Source organism: Faecalibacterium sp. BCRC 81149 (assembly GCF_022750605.1).
Classification (GTDB): Bacteria; Bacillota; Clostridia; order Oscillospirales; family Ruminococcaceae; genus Faecalibacterium; species Faecalibacterium duncaniae.
The window spans coordinates 1-15,380 of record NZ_QXJA01000026.1; the positions used below are offsets into that span (position 1 = coordinate 1).

Consider the following 15,380-nt stretch of genomic DNA (forward strand, 5'->3'; position numbering starts at 1 on the left):
GAACTGTACCAGACACAGCCCGACCGCAAACTCCGCGCTAAAGCATTGGCGAAAGAGTACGGCATCGGCGGACATTCGCAGGATTTTCTGGATGGCAGCAGCGGTTTTGTAAATCATGACGGGAAGGGAATGGAATTTGACCATTACCCCGAGCACAAGAAATTCACGTTAAGCTGGACGCAGGTGGAAAAGTATATCGACCTGATGATCCAGTCCGACCGCTACCTGACCGATAAGGAAAAAGAGCATCGTGCCGCCGTGCAGGAAGCGGAACGACAGCTCCCAATGCTGGATGGTGATGCCGCTGCCGAATACAATGCTCTGAAAGAGCAGTACCCCAATACCCTGATTGGCTTTGAACTGGGCGGATATTTTCTGTTCTATGACAAAGATGCAATCACTGTAAAGGAAGTTTTTCGCTCTAATTTGCTGTCACAGGAAAATGCGCTGGGAAAAGTCAAAGTGACCGGCTTTTTGCGCAGAGAGTGGGTAGCAAAATCGCAGAAGCTGTGGGCCGAGGGCAACAGCATCTATCTAGCCGGACAGGGCGGAGATGGTACCCACCATCAGACAAAATATCTGCGAGAGGAAGATTATCTGCCGATCGGCATCATCGTCAAGCTAGATGGCCGGGATTTCCGTGTGGATCACGTCAACTTCATGTTCAAATCCGTCAGCTTGCAGGACATGGACTTGACCAACAGCGGACAGCCCATCTTCCGGGTTGAACGGTTGCCCAATATCCGGGAACTGTATGAACAGCAGCAGGATGAAATTATTGACGTTTCTCCTGAAAAGGCTGTTGATTACAAGGTCGGTGACGAAGTTGTTGTTGACCTTCCCACCCGAACCATCGAAGGCAAAATCGGCTATGTTGGCGAAACCGATGTGCGCATCGACACCAGCGCGCATGGGCAGTCGTGGGATAACGAGGTACTCAACAAGCAGCAATTCGAGGACGGTCTGCGGCGGGATGAACCTACACCTGATGAGGAACTGGACAAGTTGCCTATCTCTGTGGAGGTCAATGGCGAGTGGCAGACCTTTCCGGATGCTGCTGCCGCAGACGAAGCCCTGAACGCTGAACCGATACCGGAAGCCGCAGGAAATTTTCACATCACGGATGATAATTTGGGTGTCGGAGGCCCCAAGCAGAAATTCGCCCGCAATATTGAAGCCATCCAGACCTTGCGCACTTTGGAGCAGGAGCATCGCGGTGCCACCGCCGAGGAGCAGCAGGTGCTTTCGCAGTATGTAGGCTGGGGCGGTCTTGCAGATGTCTTTGACCCCAACAAGGAAAACTGGTCTGCCGAGTACACCCAACTGAAAGGGTTGCTCACCGAAGAGGAGTATGCCGCCGCCCGCGCTTCCACTCTGAATGCCCACTATGCCTTACTGGGCTGGTACAATTCTGTGTGCAGCAACATTAGCCTTCAATGCGATTGCAATTATAAAGACCGCTACCACCGCAGATATAGTAACTGATATAGAAGAACGATTGAATCAAAATACCACATTCATTCGCTCTCTGACCGCAGATGCGGAAGGGCTTCTGAAGTCCTCAACAGATGAAGGTGCCAAATCTGCCATCAAAAAAGTATATGAAGCAGTGCGCTATTCCGATCCTGTGAGCAGTACGGCACTTGCTCCTCTGGAGAATGAAATAGATTTGAAATTTTCAGATCTAACAGACGCCGTAAACCAAAATGAACCGGATAAAATTGTTTGCATTGCAAATGAAATCACGGATTTGCTTGCTGAAAGAAGTCGCAGCTGCAAAATGTTCAAATCGTGATCATTGACCCAATAATAGGAAGGATTTCAATCAAATGTCAACATTCAAATGTAAAATGTGTGGTGGCACCTTGGAAATAGAGCCAAATGAAACCATTGCCACCTGCGAATACTGCGGCACACAACAAACCTTGCCGAAGCTCGATGATGAGCGTCGTGCAAATTTGTATGACCGTGCAAACCATTTCCGTAGAAATAACGAGTTTGACAAGGCCATGGGCATCTATGAAAAGATCCTGAATGAGGATAACACAGATGCAGAAGCTTACTGGTCTTTGGTGCTCTGCCGATATGGTATCGAATATGTAGAAGACCCTGCCTCCCACAAGCGTGTCCCGACTGTCAATCGCGCCCAGTTCACTTCCATTTATGACGATGATAACTACAAATCTGCCCTACAGTACGCTGACAGTTTGCAGCGCAGCATCTATGAAGCAGAAGCTGCTACAATCAACGAGATTCAGAAAGGCATTTACAGCATCTGAAAAATCGCATATCCAAACAGTTACGGTAACTGCTGAAAAGAACCCGAAATATAATACGCCTGCAGGGTCTAATACGCAAGACAAAATATTCTTGCTAAGTATCTCGGAAGCTGAAACTTATTTTGGCAAGAATGGGCCTTGTGGTGACGGCTCATGCGAAATGACAGATTGGGCGCGGTATAAATTAAGTTACTTGGATCATGTATCAAAGTCTTGGTGGCTTAGAACTCCGGGGCAAAACAATCAGAAGATAGCATATTATATAGATGATATTGCTATAGAATCAGGCTCGGATTTTGATTTCTGTACTGGTGTTCGTCCTGCAATGTGGATCAGCCTGAATAGCTGAATGTGCCAATATGAGGGGGTGGTAAAAAACGAAAACCGGAGATAAACGGATTGCATCGGTTTATAATAATCTGGATAAGCAGACAACCTATCGGGAGCAGCTTGGAAAATACAAAGTAGCCTTGGAACATGAATTCTATTTTGAAGCGATGCTCATTGTCTATGCAATGATGGAAGACCGAATGCGTTCCTTTTTGTATCACATCGGTGCGTTTCGCCAGCCAGATGCACGGCGACTGAATGTCAGTAAAACAAAGGGCGATCTTCGCAGATTGTATTTTGGCTCTGATGAAGCTGCCGAAAACAAAAAACTAACGTTCGATAATATCTCCTGCAAGGAGAAAATGATCCGAGCAACACTAAACTGGGCAATCAGCAGTGACTCCATTGTATCAGGTACATATCTGGATGTTTTAAGAAGCGAATATCAAAAGTGTCTGGATATGGATGGATTTTTGAACACGTTAGATCACATTGACCAGTGGTTAAAGTACCGTAACGAGGTAATCCATGGATTGTTCAATAAAAATGCTGCTTGTCTGAACGAAAGCATCCGGGAGGAAGTCGAGGCAGGTATGCGATATGCACGTTTTATTGACAGTCAAGTGAAGGCCTTAAAAAAGAAAGATGCCATTCGCACAAAAATGAGAATCAGACCATAATTTAACCCCATGAAAAGCAGCTCGGACGCAATGTTTGAGCTGCTTTTTTCATCTGGAATGTACAAACAAGGAGCGTGATGCCATTGACCCAACCGAAAACAGACCTAGCCTATCTCCGCAACGAAAAAACCAAAGCAGAGCAAAAGCTGCGCTCTTGTCAGCACCGGGAGAAAATCCTTGAACGCCAGATGTCAGAGCTGAACCGGAGAGAGCGTGTGCATCGCCTTTGCACTCGTGCCGGAATGCTGGAAAGCTTTCTGGTCTGTCCGGGAGAACTGACCGATGATCAGGTGATGGAGCTTTTGAAGATCTCGTTCCGTCAACCGGAAGTTGTGCTGGCGCTTGCAAAGATGGTGCATGACGTTCACGAACGCAGCAACGTTCAAAACCCTTTAGAATAAAGGGCGCAATTATACACCGTTCCGGTGAAATTGCGGTCTTGCAGACGGCTCGATGAAATCGAAGCTGGCGTTTGTGCGCCAGCCCGATTCCATCCCAAGGAAAACTGCATTTTCCTTGCGCTGCTTTGCAGCTATCCTTTTGCGGCTCCCGCCTGAGACCGAAGCGCATGGCACTCCGTTCCAAGGCGGCGAGCAAAACCGAATACGATTCCAGACCGTTCATCAAGAGCAATCTTGCTGGGCGGTCTTTTTGTTTGGAGGTGATGCCTATTCCGTGTCCGCATTTCAAAATTACCATCGTTAAGCGCAGCCAAGGGCAGTCCGCTGTTGCCGGGGCCGCTTACCAGAGCGGCGAACGGCTGTTCAGCGAGTACGACCAGAAAACGAAATTCTACAACAAGAAGAAAGAACTTGTCCACGCCGAGATCATGCTGCCGCCCCATGCGTCGCCCGGATATGCAGACCGGGCAACCCTCTGGAATGCCGTGGAAGCCGTGGAGAACCAGTGGAATTCCCAGCTTGCCCGGCGCATCGTGCTGGCGTTTCCGGTGGAAGTCCCGAAAGAGCAGTATCTTTCCATGATAAAAGAATTTTGTCAGGAACAGTTTGTTGCCAAAGGCATGATTGCTGACTTTGCCATCCACGACAAGGGAGATGGTAACCCACACGCCCACATTCTGCTAACGCTCCGGGCAATGGACGAACACGGCAGGTGGCTCCCGAAAGCCCGAAAGGTATACGACCTTGACGAAAACGGCGAGCGCATCCGACTCCCTTCCGGGAACTGGAAGTGCCACAAGGAAAATACCGTGGACTGGAACGACCAGAAGTACGCTGAGGTCTGGCGGCATAGCTGGGAAACCATTACCAACCGCTATCTGGAAGCTGCTGGCAGACCGGAACGTGTTGACCTGCGCTCCTTTGAGCGGCAGGGCATACAGCAAGCGCTTTCTGGAAACGCACCGCACGGAGATCACGTTGCACAAGGCAGCGAAAGCGGCGTTTGATGAAGCCAACTTGAAAAAACTCCCTAAGGTCAAGGAGTTGGATGCGGAATATTCCAAGCTGCTGACAGAAAAGAAAGTACGCTACCCGGACTATCGCAAGGCACGAGAAGAAATGCAGGAGTTGGTAAAGGCACAGAAAAATATTGAATTGTTCTTCGCAGAAGAAAAAGACGCACAGGAAAAGCAGCAGACCCGATAAACGAAAGTCGCCGAGGATTCTAACCCTTTCATGGGGCGGAATCCTCGGCGACTTTTTTAGTTTATGTAGCAGCGATCCTGCGTTACGAGCCAATCTTCACACAGCCGTTGGGCTTCATCTGTTGAGCGGCACACGCAATTGAACAGCTTGCCGTGCAGGGAGCAGTAGGTGTAACGGATTTTGGGCACACCGTTCTCATCCCGAAACTTTGTGTAGCGTTCCTCACCGGGCATCAGATAAAGCTGCTCCATTTCTGCATCGTCCTTTCCGTTTTCATGTGTCAGGCACACAACGCACCTATTCTATCATGAACTTAGGAATTATGCCATTGACGCTTGCACCAAAAAGCGCCCCGGATTTTCGGAGAGAGTGTGCATTGACACATTCAATAACGTTCGGAAAGAACGCGCAGCCTGCACCGGAACGGTGCAGATCAGAAAGGGTTTGGGATTTCCCAACAAGCATTTTGCAACGCAAAATTTGCATTTGTGCGCACGAATGCACTGCTTGCCACAACAATGCGTCCTTTTTGTCCGCAATTTGTAATTTTCAGATTGGAGAAAAAAGCCATGGCAAAGACGAAGGCTGAAGAAAAAGCTCTCAACCTTGATCAGATTTTGTTTAACTGCCGGGATTATCTGCGCGCTGCGCGCAACTCCGGCTCGTTCTTTGAAAAGCGTGATATCCCCCGCAGTACAGCCCCGAAGTTCTCAAAAAGGTCATGGAACAGGTAGAGAACTTTGAGGAGAACAATTAAGCATTTTCTCGTTTTAATGTGGGATTAGATTGCTGTAGACCTTAATACAAAAAGATAGATAATGAAAATCTGGTGTCTGCTGGTACCAAAAAGCAGTTTGGCATCCTGAAAGACCTGATGAACCGCTCCGACGTGGATATCATCGTCAATGCCTGTGATGCAAGGTAGTGCGGTTAGGTGACTTAAGAGAGAAAAAAGAGACCTCATCTCGTAAAAAAGTCAATGCGGTCGTCTGCTTCTGTATTGAAATACAGTGGACGACCGCGTTGATCTTTGATGAGCAAGTACTGCCATGCCCCACACAGCGGGCAAAACTGGACGCGCTGCTGTATAATAATCCTTTGGAGTACGCCCAGCTTGTGCTGATTGGTGAGATTGAGCACTATCTCTCACTTGGTTGTGACCACGGTAGAATGGAAGACTAACCTTTAATTAAAATATCCAAAGCAGACAAAACAGCCATCTACTTGCGACTTGCAAATAGAGGGCTGTCTATTATTAACTACGCATTTTAACAATGATTTTTCTTTTCAACAATCATTCCGATAATAAACGAAAGTAGGAAAACGAGTAGCCAAATCAAAACTCCGTAGTGTGCCTTGAGCTGCCATACTTTTCCTATATACATATCCGGCGTGATTTTTGTGGCGTTTATTTTGATAATAAAATCGCCCAACACTTGTCCGATCAAAATTCCTGTCCAGTTTCCAGCTGTTGTGATAAGAGCTGCTCTATACATTTCCAGAAAACAGAAAGCAACAGATGCAACCCATAAACACAAATAATAATGGGCTGCTGTCCATTCAAACAAGTAGACTTCATGAAACACTGTTTGAGAAAGAAGATAGCACACCACATATGCTAAAAATACGATCAGCAAAAATCCGAGACAAGTTTTCTTTTTTGATGCTGTGTTCTTCATACGGCTTTTGAATCCTATTCCAATGTGTACCAACATCTTTGTGTTTCATTATAAAACAGCTTGGCTGCTTACTTCGATACTATTTCGACAGTTGGCATCTTGCCTTCCAATCCGAGTTCGTCATCTTCTGCAACTCTATAATTGGTAACATTTATTGAATAGCGTACTCCTTACCCTTTTGCACTCCGCGCTTCTTCCATTCATCCGTCAGCTCATTTCGGATGCGGATTGCCAAAAGCCGCTGATGAATCCATTCTTCGGAGTAGCCTTTCTTCAAATAGGTATCAAGCGCGCGGTCGATGGCCTGCTCCGGGTCGATGGTTTCCTCGATGCGTTCCTTGCCTACCATTGCCAGCCATGCCTTGAACGGCTCAGCCTTTTTGGAAGGAATCGACTGAATGATACGTAAAAGCTGCTCCGTATTGGCAACATCCGTAAGACGACGTTTGCCATCTGCTGCCTTCATTTTCAACTGACTACAATTTGTAGTCAGTTCACTGCCTTCGTTTTTCAGTCTAACTTTCAGAACGCTCCAATATTTAGCAGCACTTCGACTATCCTTTTGCTCGGTTAAAACCGCAACCACATCCACAATAGAAAAATACCATTCTTCCTTTTCTGCATCCCATGCAGTACGGATTTTCTGATCTTCAAAAAGCTGGATAGAGCTGTTATCGTTCACTTCTGCCATAGAGGGTTCCTCGCTTTCGTTGTCTAAGTCTATTTTACATGATTTCGGGCGGAAACGCCACCCGGTCTAAGCGTTTGGGATTCAAAAATCCGAACAATATTTTGTGCAGATTTACCGTTCCTGCATCTGCTCCTTTCCCGGTGTTGTCCGTAGGATGCCGTCCACATTCTGCTTGATGATGTCATATTCCTACATCGTGTTTGGCTTTGCCACGGTCAACATGGCCTCCCTGGCTTTTGAGAAGATCTTCCAGTCCGTGGGCCGGATGAAAGTGACCATGGTAGCCCTCATCGTGGGCTGTGTGGGCAACATTATCCTGGACCCGCTGCTCATCTTTGGCATCGGGCCGTTCCCTGCCATGGGCATTGCAGGCGCGGCGCTGGCCACCGGTATCGGCCAGGCACTGAGCACTGGTATCTACCTCGTGGTGTATGCTTCCACGGAGCTGCCCGTCCGGCTGCGCCGCGCCTGCCTGAAGCTGGACAAAGAGCTGGACACCCGGCTCTACTCCATCGGCATCCCGGCCATCCTCAACCTGGCGCTTCCCTCTCTGCTGGTCACGTTCCTCAACAGCCTGCTGGCCGCGTTCTCAGGCAGCTATGTGGTGGTGCTGGGCATCTACTACAAACTACAGACATTCCTCTACCTGCCCGCCAACGGCATCGTGCAGGGAATGCGTCCCCTCATCAGCTACAACTACGGTGCCGGGGAGCACAAACGGGTACGCCGGCTCTACCAGATCACCCTCATCCTGAGCGCCGCCATCATGGCAGCGGGCACCCTTGGCTGTCTGGTGGCCTCGGAGCCTCTCATGTGGCTCTTTACCTCTACCCCGGAGACGGTGGAAGCCGGAAAAGTTGCTCTGCGGATCATCTGCCTGGGCTTTGTGGTCTCCGCCATCTCCACCACCTCTTCCGGCGCGCTGGAGGGTCTGGGCAAGGGCACGCAGTCGTTGGTGATCTCCCTGTGCCGCTACATCGTCTTCATCATGCTGCTGGCCTGGGTGCTCTGCCGACAGTTTGGCCCTGTGGGCGTCTGGAACGCGTTCTGGGCCACGGAAGTGCTCTCCGCCATCGTTTCCCTTATCGTCTACAAAAAGAGCGTCTGACACGTTTTCCGTATACGCAAAAAAGGCTCCGGGCCTGCACTCCCCTTTCACAGGGAGGCAAGCCCGGAGCCTTTTCCGTTTCAGCCCAAGGGCTGGTTTTTATTTGGTGTGCTGCTCGGTGCTCTGGTCGTCCGATTCAATCGGCGTATCCAGTTCCTCCACGGGGGCAGCGTTCTTTTTGGCCTTACGGGCCTTACGCTTGTGGATCAGCTTCCGTGCGAGGAATGCTGCCACCAGCAGCGCGGCTACCGTGCCGCCGCAGAGCTCCCAGAGCGGGATGCCCTTGGGCACAAAGGCCATGACGATCTCGGTCCCGGCAGCCGTAAAGGTGATGTAGCTGCCAAAGGTATCGGTAGGCACTTTGATCCATTTGCCATCCTGCTGGACATAGACGCTGCCCTGCTTGCCCTGCGGCAGATAGCGGATAGTGTGGGTCTCCTGCCCGTCGTCCGAGAAGTCCAGCAGCCACTGCTCGGTGGCATTGGCCACGCCGGACGGCGTCTGGGAGGTAACGCTCAGGGCATTGGAGCCGCCAAACAGGCCATCCACATAGAAGATCGGACGGCCGTTGATGCGGACATCAATGCTCTTCAGTGCCGGGGTGTAAGAGGTGTACAGCGCCGTGACCACGGTGTCCAGATGGAGGTCATCCAGCACCGGGGTGTTCCACTCGGCAAGGTAACCGTCTTTCTGGGGCAGTTCGGGGTAATCCGCCTCGGTAAACGATGCACCGTAAGTAAAGGTGCGCTGGTCCACGATGTGGCCGTCGGCCATAAAGGTCAGCGTCAGCTTCTGGAAGCCCTTGGGCGCGCCCTCCAGTGCCCGCATGGTATCGTAATCAATGGGCTCTGCCTGACCGGCACGGCTGATGCGGTCAACGCCGCGCAGGGTATCGGAGACAAACAGGTTCCCCGTGAACGTACCATCCTGGCCGCCGGAAATGGCGCCCCAATACTGACCGTCGGTGTTGCTGCTGCTCGTGGAGAGGGCCACTTCGGAGTCATCCCCGTCATCGTCCGGCTCATGGATCTCCACCATGGCGCGGTTATCCTTGATGATGCAGCTGTTGCCGGTCAGGACACTGTCCGCGCCCTGGCCCACGATGCCGCCAATGTACTTGCTGCCAGTCAGCTCACACTTGGCCCAGTTGGAGATCAGCTTTGCGGAGGAATGGCCTGCAATGCCGCCCACCTTGTTGTTGCCATCCACTTTGCCGTAAGCTTCGCAGCCCGTGATGTAGCCCAGATCCATCTCGCCGCAGATGCCGCCTGCCGCCTTTTTCTTGGAGGTAACGGTGCCCTCGTTGACACAGTTCATCACCACCGCGCTGATGGTGTACTCGGTGCGCAGGAGCGAACGGTTCTCATCCTTATCGTCGTCTTCGGGGTCAAGGGTGTTTTCCACCGCCATGGTACCCGCGATGCCGCCCACATTCATGTCGGCTTCCACGGTGCCGCGGTTGGTGCAGCCCTCGATCTTGCCCTCGTTCTGAGCCGTCAGGTTCTCGGACTCATCTTCAAAGATGTTCTTGCTGCCGGGGTCGCTGATCTCTTCCACAGCATCCAGCAGCAGGTTGGAGACCACATTGATCTGGTCGTTGATGGAGCGGAGGTTGCTGGTGAGGGTGTTGCTGGCCGAGAGCATATCCCGGTTGAGGGTGCTCATCTGGTCGGTCATGTTCGTCACAGCGTCAAACAGTTCATCCTTGGTCGCGGTCATCTCGGAAGAGGGGCGCGGCACATGGATGGGATCCTGCTCCGCCAGCCAGTGGACGATATCCGCCGCCTGGCTGGTCATGCTGGTCAGGCCGCTCATGCCCTCCGCCATGATGCCGAGGCTGGCGGACATGTGGCCCAGCGTTGCGCTGGTGAGGGCGGAATCCGTCTTGAGGATATCCAGAGACTTGTCAAAATCATCCGCAGCCTTGCCCAGATCCTGTGCGGCATCGCTCAGGGAATCCAGACCCGCCTGAATGGAGGCATTGCCGGAACTGATGTTGCCGGTGTTGAAGCCCAGCTTATCCAGAATATCTTCCAGATTGCCCAGCTGGTCGCCCACATTGCCAAGCGCGCCGGACATGCTGGTAAGGGCAGAAGCCATCTGGGGATTGCCCTGCTCCGAAACGAGGTTGGCGGTGTTGCCCAGCAGCGCGCCGATCTGCGTGGCCCGGCCTGCCATATTGCCCACGGCGCGGGTGATCTGCTTGCCGGCGGAAGCCAGCTGGCCGTCATCGGCCAGCAGCGTGGCGCTCCGCAGCAGACCCAGGCCGGTGGTCAGCAGCTTCATCTGGCCGCTCATGCCGGAGCCCAACGAGAGGATGCTCATGGCGGAATTCGCCACCTGCAGCAGGGAGATGGCTGTTTTGATGTGATCGTCCACCGCGTCACCGGACACGCTGGAATAGCCGCCCAGAATGGTGCTGATGGCGCTGCTCAGGCCGCTGTCATCCTTGCCCGGCAGCGAGGCGATCAGGTCGTCCAGGCCCTTGCTGATCTGCTCCAGACCCTGCTTGCTGGAATCCAGCGCGTCGCTGGCCTTGTGCGCGCCGGAAGAAGCCTTGGCCAGTGCCGTGGAGGCGGTCAGCATCTCGGCCGCCATCTCCGCGGTGACCCACTTGAGCTGGCCCACGGCGGTGGTCATCTTATCCAGTGCGTCGACACCCGTGTCCATCACGGGCTCCAGCCGGGTAAATGTATCGGAGATGAGGTCTCCCGTGCGGTCCACCTCGTCCGCCACTTCGTCAAAGTAATCGCCTCCCTGCTCCTGCAGACGGCGGGCTGCCTGCACGGCAGTGTCCATCTGAGAGTTCAGGGTGTTGAGGTCGGTATTGAGGAGGCTGGTGCTGCCGTCCATGTCATCGGCCGCGCCGTTGACCATGGTGTGCAGCGTGTCCAGCTCGGTGCGCAGACGGTTGATGGTGCTCTGGTCCAGGTCCAGCTCCACATAGGGCTCTGCCTGGCCGGCAATGCCGCCCACGTCCTTGCGGCCCTGTACCAGGCCCTGGTTGACACAGCCGGAGATCAGGCCATCGGTCCGGCCCACGATGCCGCCCACGTTATAGCCTACATGGGCATAGCCCACGTCGCCCGCGTTGGCACTGCTGAGGATCAGGCCGGAGGAGCGGCCTGCAATGCCGCCGGTATCCGAGGAGACATTGGAGATGTTATTGCTCAGGTCATCGCCCATATCCTTCTTGACCAGCTCCAGCAGGGTGGCCGGGAGGCCCTCCATATCGAGGGCGGACTCCTGATACTCGGAGTTGACGGCGCCCACATTGGTGCAGCCGGTGATGACACCGAGGTTGTAGCCCACGATGCCGCCGGTGGCATACGCACCGCTGACCATGGCACGGGAAGTGCTGTGGTCGATGGTTCCGCTCGTCTCATTGCGGCCCACCAGACCGCCCGCCTCCTCGCCGTGGACAGCACCGGAGAACGTGCAGTTGATGATGGTGCCGTAGTTGGTGCCCACCAGACCGCCTGCGGTCTTCTGGGTACCAGCGGGATTGACCACACCCTTGATGGTAAGGTCCTGAATGGAACCGCCCTCTTCCAGGATGCCGAAGAAGCCGGCTGGAGAATAAGCCCCCACGAGGCTGACATCCGAGATGGTGTGGCCGTTGCCCTTGAACGCGCCGCTGAACGACGCAACGGGGGCCCACTCCGTATCCTCCAGCGAGAGGTCTTCCTGCAGGATCACGGTCTTGCCTTTGGACCACTGATCAAAGCCGCATTTGTCGGCAAAGGCCAGCAGGTCCGAAACACTGTTGATGTAAATGGTATCCGTCGGCGCGGTGTCGGCCGCAAATACCGGCAGCGCCGCCGAAGCCGCCAGCACCAGTGCCAGCAGCGCAGCGGTCAGGCGGTGCAGCAGCCGGGTGCTGCCCGCCGCAGACTCATTCGTCCGCATGGGAGTCGTTTTCATCCTGCACCTCCTGTGAGATTTTACCAGAAAGAACGGTAAGATGTACGTTTCCATCCACAACGGCGTTCATGGTACCGGCCACGGAGCCGTTCACCTCGCCCTGCACCATGCCATTGACACGCACCCGGCCGCTGGCCGTGTTGGTGTGCAGCACCACATGATGCATGGAGAACGAAGTTTTATCCACCAGCTTGCCACCCACCAGCAGGATCTGCGGCAGGACGAACAGCACCAGGAAGATGGAGATGATGGTACCGCGGCCCAGGCACTGGCCGATGCCCACGATGCAGGCATCGGACGTCATCTGACCGATAAGGGTACCGGCCACCGTCATGATGGTGCCGGAAGTGAGGATGGTGGGGAACGCAAAGTTCAGCGTCTCGATCATGGCTGTCTTATGGTCCATCTTATCCCGCAGCTCGTTGTAGCGGGTTGCAATAACGATGGCGTAATCGATGTTTGCACCCATCTGGATGGAGCTGACGATCAGGTAGCCCATGAAGTACAGCGGCGTGTGGATAAAAGCGGGGACGGAGAAGTTGACCCAGATCGCGCCCTCGATGACGAGGATCAGTAGGATGGGCATTGCCACCGACTGGAACGTGAACAGCAGGACGATCAGCACGATCAGCACGGAGACCACGCTGACCACGATGTTGTCGATGGCAAACGACTTCTGGAAGTCGTACTCGTTGGTGGCGTCGCCCGCCAGATAGATGTCGCCGTCCGGGTAATACTTCCGGGCGATGGTGCGCATCTGGTCCGTGAACTCATACATTTCATCCCCGCTCTGGAGGCTGGGGTTCAGGTAGACCAGAATACGGTTGTAATCCGCACCCTGCAGCTGGGCCTTTGCGCTCAGCATCTGGGTCTGGGCATCATGCAGGTCGTTGATCTGATCCTGGTCCAGGCTGACAATGCCGGAATCGACCTCGTCACAGACGTAGAGGAACATATCAATGAGCGGCACACTGTAGTTGGAGAAGTTGCCAATGACCTGGCCGTACTCATCATTTTCCAACGCGTAGCCTGTGTAGACCACTTGGGCCAGCTCGTAATCCAGGCCCGCCATCTCAGAGAACTGGCGGGAAGTGAGCCGGTCTTCCAGCATGTAGCCGTCCATGGCCTCAATGTTGGAAAGGCCGCGGGTGTGGTCCACCTCATCGTGGCTTTCCAGTTCTTTGATCATGGCTGCTTCCACCCGGTAATCGTCGTTCTTTGGTACGACGAGAGCCACCAGGTTGGACTTGGTAAAGTTTTCGTCGATCATGTTATCGGCGATCTGCGTCTCATTCAACACTGGCGTCTTGATCGGGCCGTAGCCATAGGCGTAGGGGCACTGTGTCTGGAAATGGTAGGCAAACACCAGCACCACTGCAAAGACGATGGGAACGATCTTGCGGGTTTTGTAAGCATAGCGGCCCACGAACGAGATCTTGGGCACAAAGTTGCGGTGCTTGGTCTTGCTCATGTAAGGGCCAAACAGCATCAGCAGGCCGGGCATGACCACGAAGACCGACAGCATGGAGAACAGGATGGCCTTGATGAGGCAGATGGCCATATCCGGGCCGATCTTGAACTGCATGAACAGCATGGCCACCAGACCGCCGATGGTGGTCAGGGAGCTGGAACTGATCTCCGGGATACTCTTGGCCAGCGACTCGATGACCGCCTCTTTCAAGGGCAGGGTCTCGTGTTCTTCTTTAAAATGGTTGCAGAAGATGATGGCGTAGTCCAGCGAAAGGGCCAGCTGCAGAATGTTCGTGACCGAGTTGGAAACGAACGAGATGGTGCCCAGCAGGAAGTTGGTGCCCATGTTGAGGATCATGCCCACCACGAAAGTGAGCAGCAGCACGGGAACTTCCGCATAGGTCTGGGAGGTGAAGATCAGCACCACCACAATGATGATGGCAACATACACCATGATGACATTGACTTCACGCTCAATCGTCTCCTCCTGCGTATTGCCCAGCGAGGTGGAAACGTAGATATCGTAGTCTTTCAGGTACTCCTTGACGCTTTCCAGCGTTTCCAGGCACTGGTCGTCGTCCTCGGGGTAATCGAATGTGATGGAGTACAGCGCCGATACATTATTATAATGGGCGGTGGTATCATCGTACTCGATCATCTGGATGCCCCTGAGGCCCGCCAGCTCGTCGTTCAGCTGGTCTGCCTCGTCCGGCGTGATGTTTGCCACCATGACATCGGCAGAACCGTAGGTGGTAAACTCTTTTTCCATAATGTCCAGGCCCATGCGGGTCTCGCTGGTCTTGGGCAGATAGGTGGTCAGGTCGCTTTCCACCTTGACCCAGCTGCGGGAGAAGATGGTGAAGATGGTTCCCAGAATGACGATGAGGAACACAAGGTTGCGCCGCTCAACAATTTGCAGCGCGAGCTTGTGCATAAAATCGTTTTTGGGCTGTTCCTGCTCGGTCATCGTGTTCCCTCCTCTCGGCATTGCATTACTGGAGTTTTGCAAGGATTTCTTCAGCCGTCATACCGCTGGCAAGCAGCTTCTTCAGCACATCTTCTGCTTCGCCCTTCTTTGCTTCTTCTGCTGCCTTTGCTTCGGCGGCAGCTTTTTTGTTTTCGGCTTTGGCAAGTTCCTTGGTGGCGGCTTTCAATTCTGCTTTCTTGGCTTTCAGCTGCGTTTTCAGATCATCGAGATTTGCAGTCAGCGTAGCAACCTCAGATTCGATTTTTTCCTTTTCAGCGGTCTTTTCTGCAACGACGGCTGCATAATCAACGCTGGCCTTTACAGTACGAGCCTTATTCTTGCTTCCCTTGGGTCTTGCCATAATAATTTCCTCCCATACAGTGAAATAATTTGATACTTACAAGTATATTCCAAATAGTCAGAATTGCAATAGGTAACCTGAGCTGTTTTCAACTGCTACTGTGCCACATCAGAAGGTAGGGCTTCATAATGGCAAGATACTTATCGCGTGCAGAACTTTCGTGCATATGCTTCTTGAGAATCCATCTAGTGAATACCGACACCCTCCATGATCTTTTCTATCCAATTTGTGGAAGAATCATTTTTCTCACTAAATGACCCCAAATAATGTGACGAACTCTCAAC

At 53.0% G+C, this 15,380-nt stretch carries 13 protein-coding genes and 4 pseudogenes; 11 read left to right on the forward strand and 6 right to left on the reverse strand.

What is annotated here, in order from left to right:
* From D3F01_RS15365 to D3F01_RS15400, 8 genes and pseudogenes are all read left to right on the forward strand, one after another.
* Positions 1 to 1,485 (forward strand): annotated as a pseudogene (locus tag D3F01_RS15365) (N-domain protein, SNF2 family); the annotation flags it as partial.
* Between the two features lie 13 nt (positions 1,486 to 1,498).
* Positions 1,499 to 1,795 (forward strand): hypothetical protein, encoded by a 297-nt coding sequence (locus D3F01_RS15370; protein WP_242889542.1) that lies wholly within the window; start codon positions 1,499 to 1,501, stop codon positions 1,793 to 1,795.
* Positions 1,796 to 1,829: 34 nt separating this feature from the next.
* Positions 1,830 to 2,279, forward strand: coding sequence for a hypothetical protein (locus D3F01_RS15375; RefSeq protein WP_242889543.1), 450 nt, complete (start codon positions 1,830 to 1,832; stop codon positions 2,277 to 2,279).
* A complete protein-coding gene (locus tag D3F01_RS15380; protein WP_242889544.1) occupies positions 2,224 to 2,628 on the forward strand; it encodes a DUF6273 domain-containing protein in 405 nt (134 codons plus the stop codon). The genes D3F01_RS15375 and D3F01_RS15380 overlap by 56 nt, the downstream gene beginning before the upstream one ends.
* 121 nt (positions 2,629 to 2,749) lie before the next feature.
* Complete coding sequence (locus D3F01_RS15385) at positions 2,750 to 3,289, forward strand: hypothetical protein (protein ID WP_242889545.1); 540 nt, start codon at positions 2,750 to 2,752, stop codon at positions 3,287 to 3,289.
* Between the two features lie 77 nt (positions 3,290 to 3,366).
* Positions 3,367 to 3,690 (forward strand): DUF3847 domain-containing protein, encoded by a 324-nt coding sequence (locus D3F01_RS15390; protein WP_242889551.1) that lies wholly within the window; start codon positions 3,367 to 3,369, stop codon positions 3,688 to 3,690.
* A 269-nt stretch (positions 3,691 to 3,959) separates the two neighbouring features.
* A pseudogene (mobQ, locus tag D3F01_RS15395) lies at positions 3,960 to 4,628 on the forward strand (MobQ family relaxase); the annotation flags it as partial.
* A pseudogene (locus tag D3F01_RS15400) lies at positions 4,615 to 4,896 on the forward strand (relaxase); the annotation flags it as partial. The pseudogenes mobQ and D3F01_RS15400, both read left to right, overlap by 14 nt.
* Before the next feature lie 56 nt (positions 4,897 to 4,952).
* On the opposite strand, the gene D3F01_RS15405 reads toward D3F01_RS15400, so the two are convergent.
* Entirely contained in the window at positions 4,953 to 5,147 is a 195-nt protein-coding gene (locus D3F01_RS15405; RefSeq protein ID WP_005924624.1) for a DUF3873 family protein, read from the reverse strand.
* A 318-nt stretch (positions 5,148 to 5,465) separates the two neighbouring features.
* Here D3F01_RS15405 and D3F01_RS15410 point away from each other — a divergent pair, with 318 nt between their 5' ends.
* Both D3F01_RS15410 and D3F01_RS15415 read left to right on the forward strand, forming a co-directional pair.
* Positions 5,466 to 5,630: a hypothetical protein gene (locus D3F01_RS15410; RefSeq protein ID WP_170126654.1), complete on the forward strand. Its 165-nt coding sequence runs from the start codon at positions 5,466 to 5,468 to the stop codon at positions 5,628 to 5,630.
* Positions 5,631 to 5,895: 265 nt separating this feature from the next.
* The gene (locus D3F01_RS15415) at positions 5,896 to 6,078 is read left to right on the forward strand and encodes a DUF6061 family protein (RefSeq protein ID WP_242889553.1); all 183 of its coding nucleotides are present in this window, start codon (positions 5,896 to 5,898) and stop codon (positions 6,076 to 6,078) included.
* An 86-nt stretch (positions 6,079 to 6,164) separates the two neighbouring features.
* Here the strand turns inward: D3F01_RS15415 and D3F01_RS15420 are convergent, their stop codons facing one another.
* Both D3F01_RS15420 and D3F01_RS15425 read right to left on the reverse strand, forming a co-directional pair.
* Positions 6,165 to 6,575 (reverse strand): hypothetical protein, encoded by a 411-nt coding sequence (locus tag D3F01_RS15420; RefSeq protein WP_242700168.1) that lies wholly within the window; start codon positions 6,573 to 6,575, stop codon positions 6,165 to 6,167.
* Between the two features lie 157 nt (positions 6,576 to 6,732).
* Positions 6,733 to 7,266, reverse strand: a pseudogene (locus D3F01_RS15425) (Bro-N domain-containing protein); the annotation flags it as partial.
* Positions 7,267 to 7,486: 220 nt separating this feature from the next.
* On the opposite strand from D3F01_RS15425, the gene D3F01_RS15430 reads away from it, so the two are divergent.
* On the forward strand, positions 7,487 to 8,374 hold the full coding sequence (locus D3F01_RS15430) for an MATE family efflux transporter (RefSeq protein WP_347568010.1): 888 nt from the start codon (positions 7,487 to 7,489) through the stop codon (positions 8,372 to 8,374).
* Positions 8,375 to 8,473: 99 nt separating this feature from the next.
* Here D3F01_RS15430 and D3F01_RS15435 read toward each other — a convergent pair whose 3' ends face one another.
* Genes D3F01_RS15435 through D3F01_RS15445 form a run of 3 tightly spaced genes read right to left on the reverse strand, consistent with a single transcriptional unit; the run spans position 8,474 to position 15,096 of the window.
* On the reverse strand, positions 8,474 to 12,298 hold the full coding sequence (locus tag D3F01_RS15435; RefSeq protein WP_242889546.1) for a GLUG motif-containing protein: 3,825 nt from the start codon (positions 12,296 to 12,298) through the stop codon (positions 8,474 to 8,476).
* Positions 12,270 to 14,735, reverse strand: a complete 2,466-nt coding sequence (locus D3F01_RS15440; protein WP_055189758.1) for an MMPL family transporter — start codon at positions 14,733 to 14,735, stop codon at positions 12,270 to 12,272. Before D3F01_RS15440 ends, D3F01_RS15435 begins: the two co-directional genes overlap by 29 nt.
* A 25-nt stretch (positions 14,736 to 14,760) precedes the next feature.
* Complete coding sequence (locus D3F01_RS15445; RefSeq protein WP_097778743.1) at positions 14,761 to 15,096, reverse strand: hypothetical protein; 336 nt, start codon at positions 15,094 to 15,096, stop codon at positions 14,761 to 14,763.
* Positions 15,097 to 15,380: the final 284 nt, after the last annotated feature.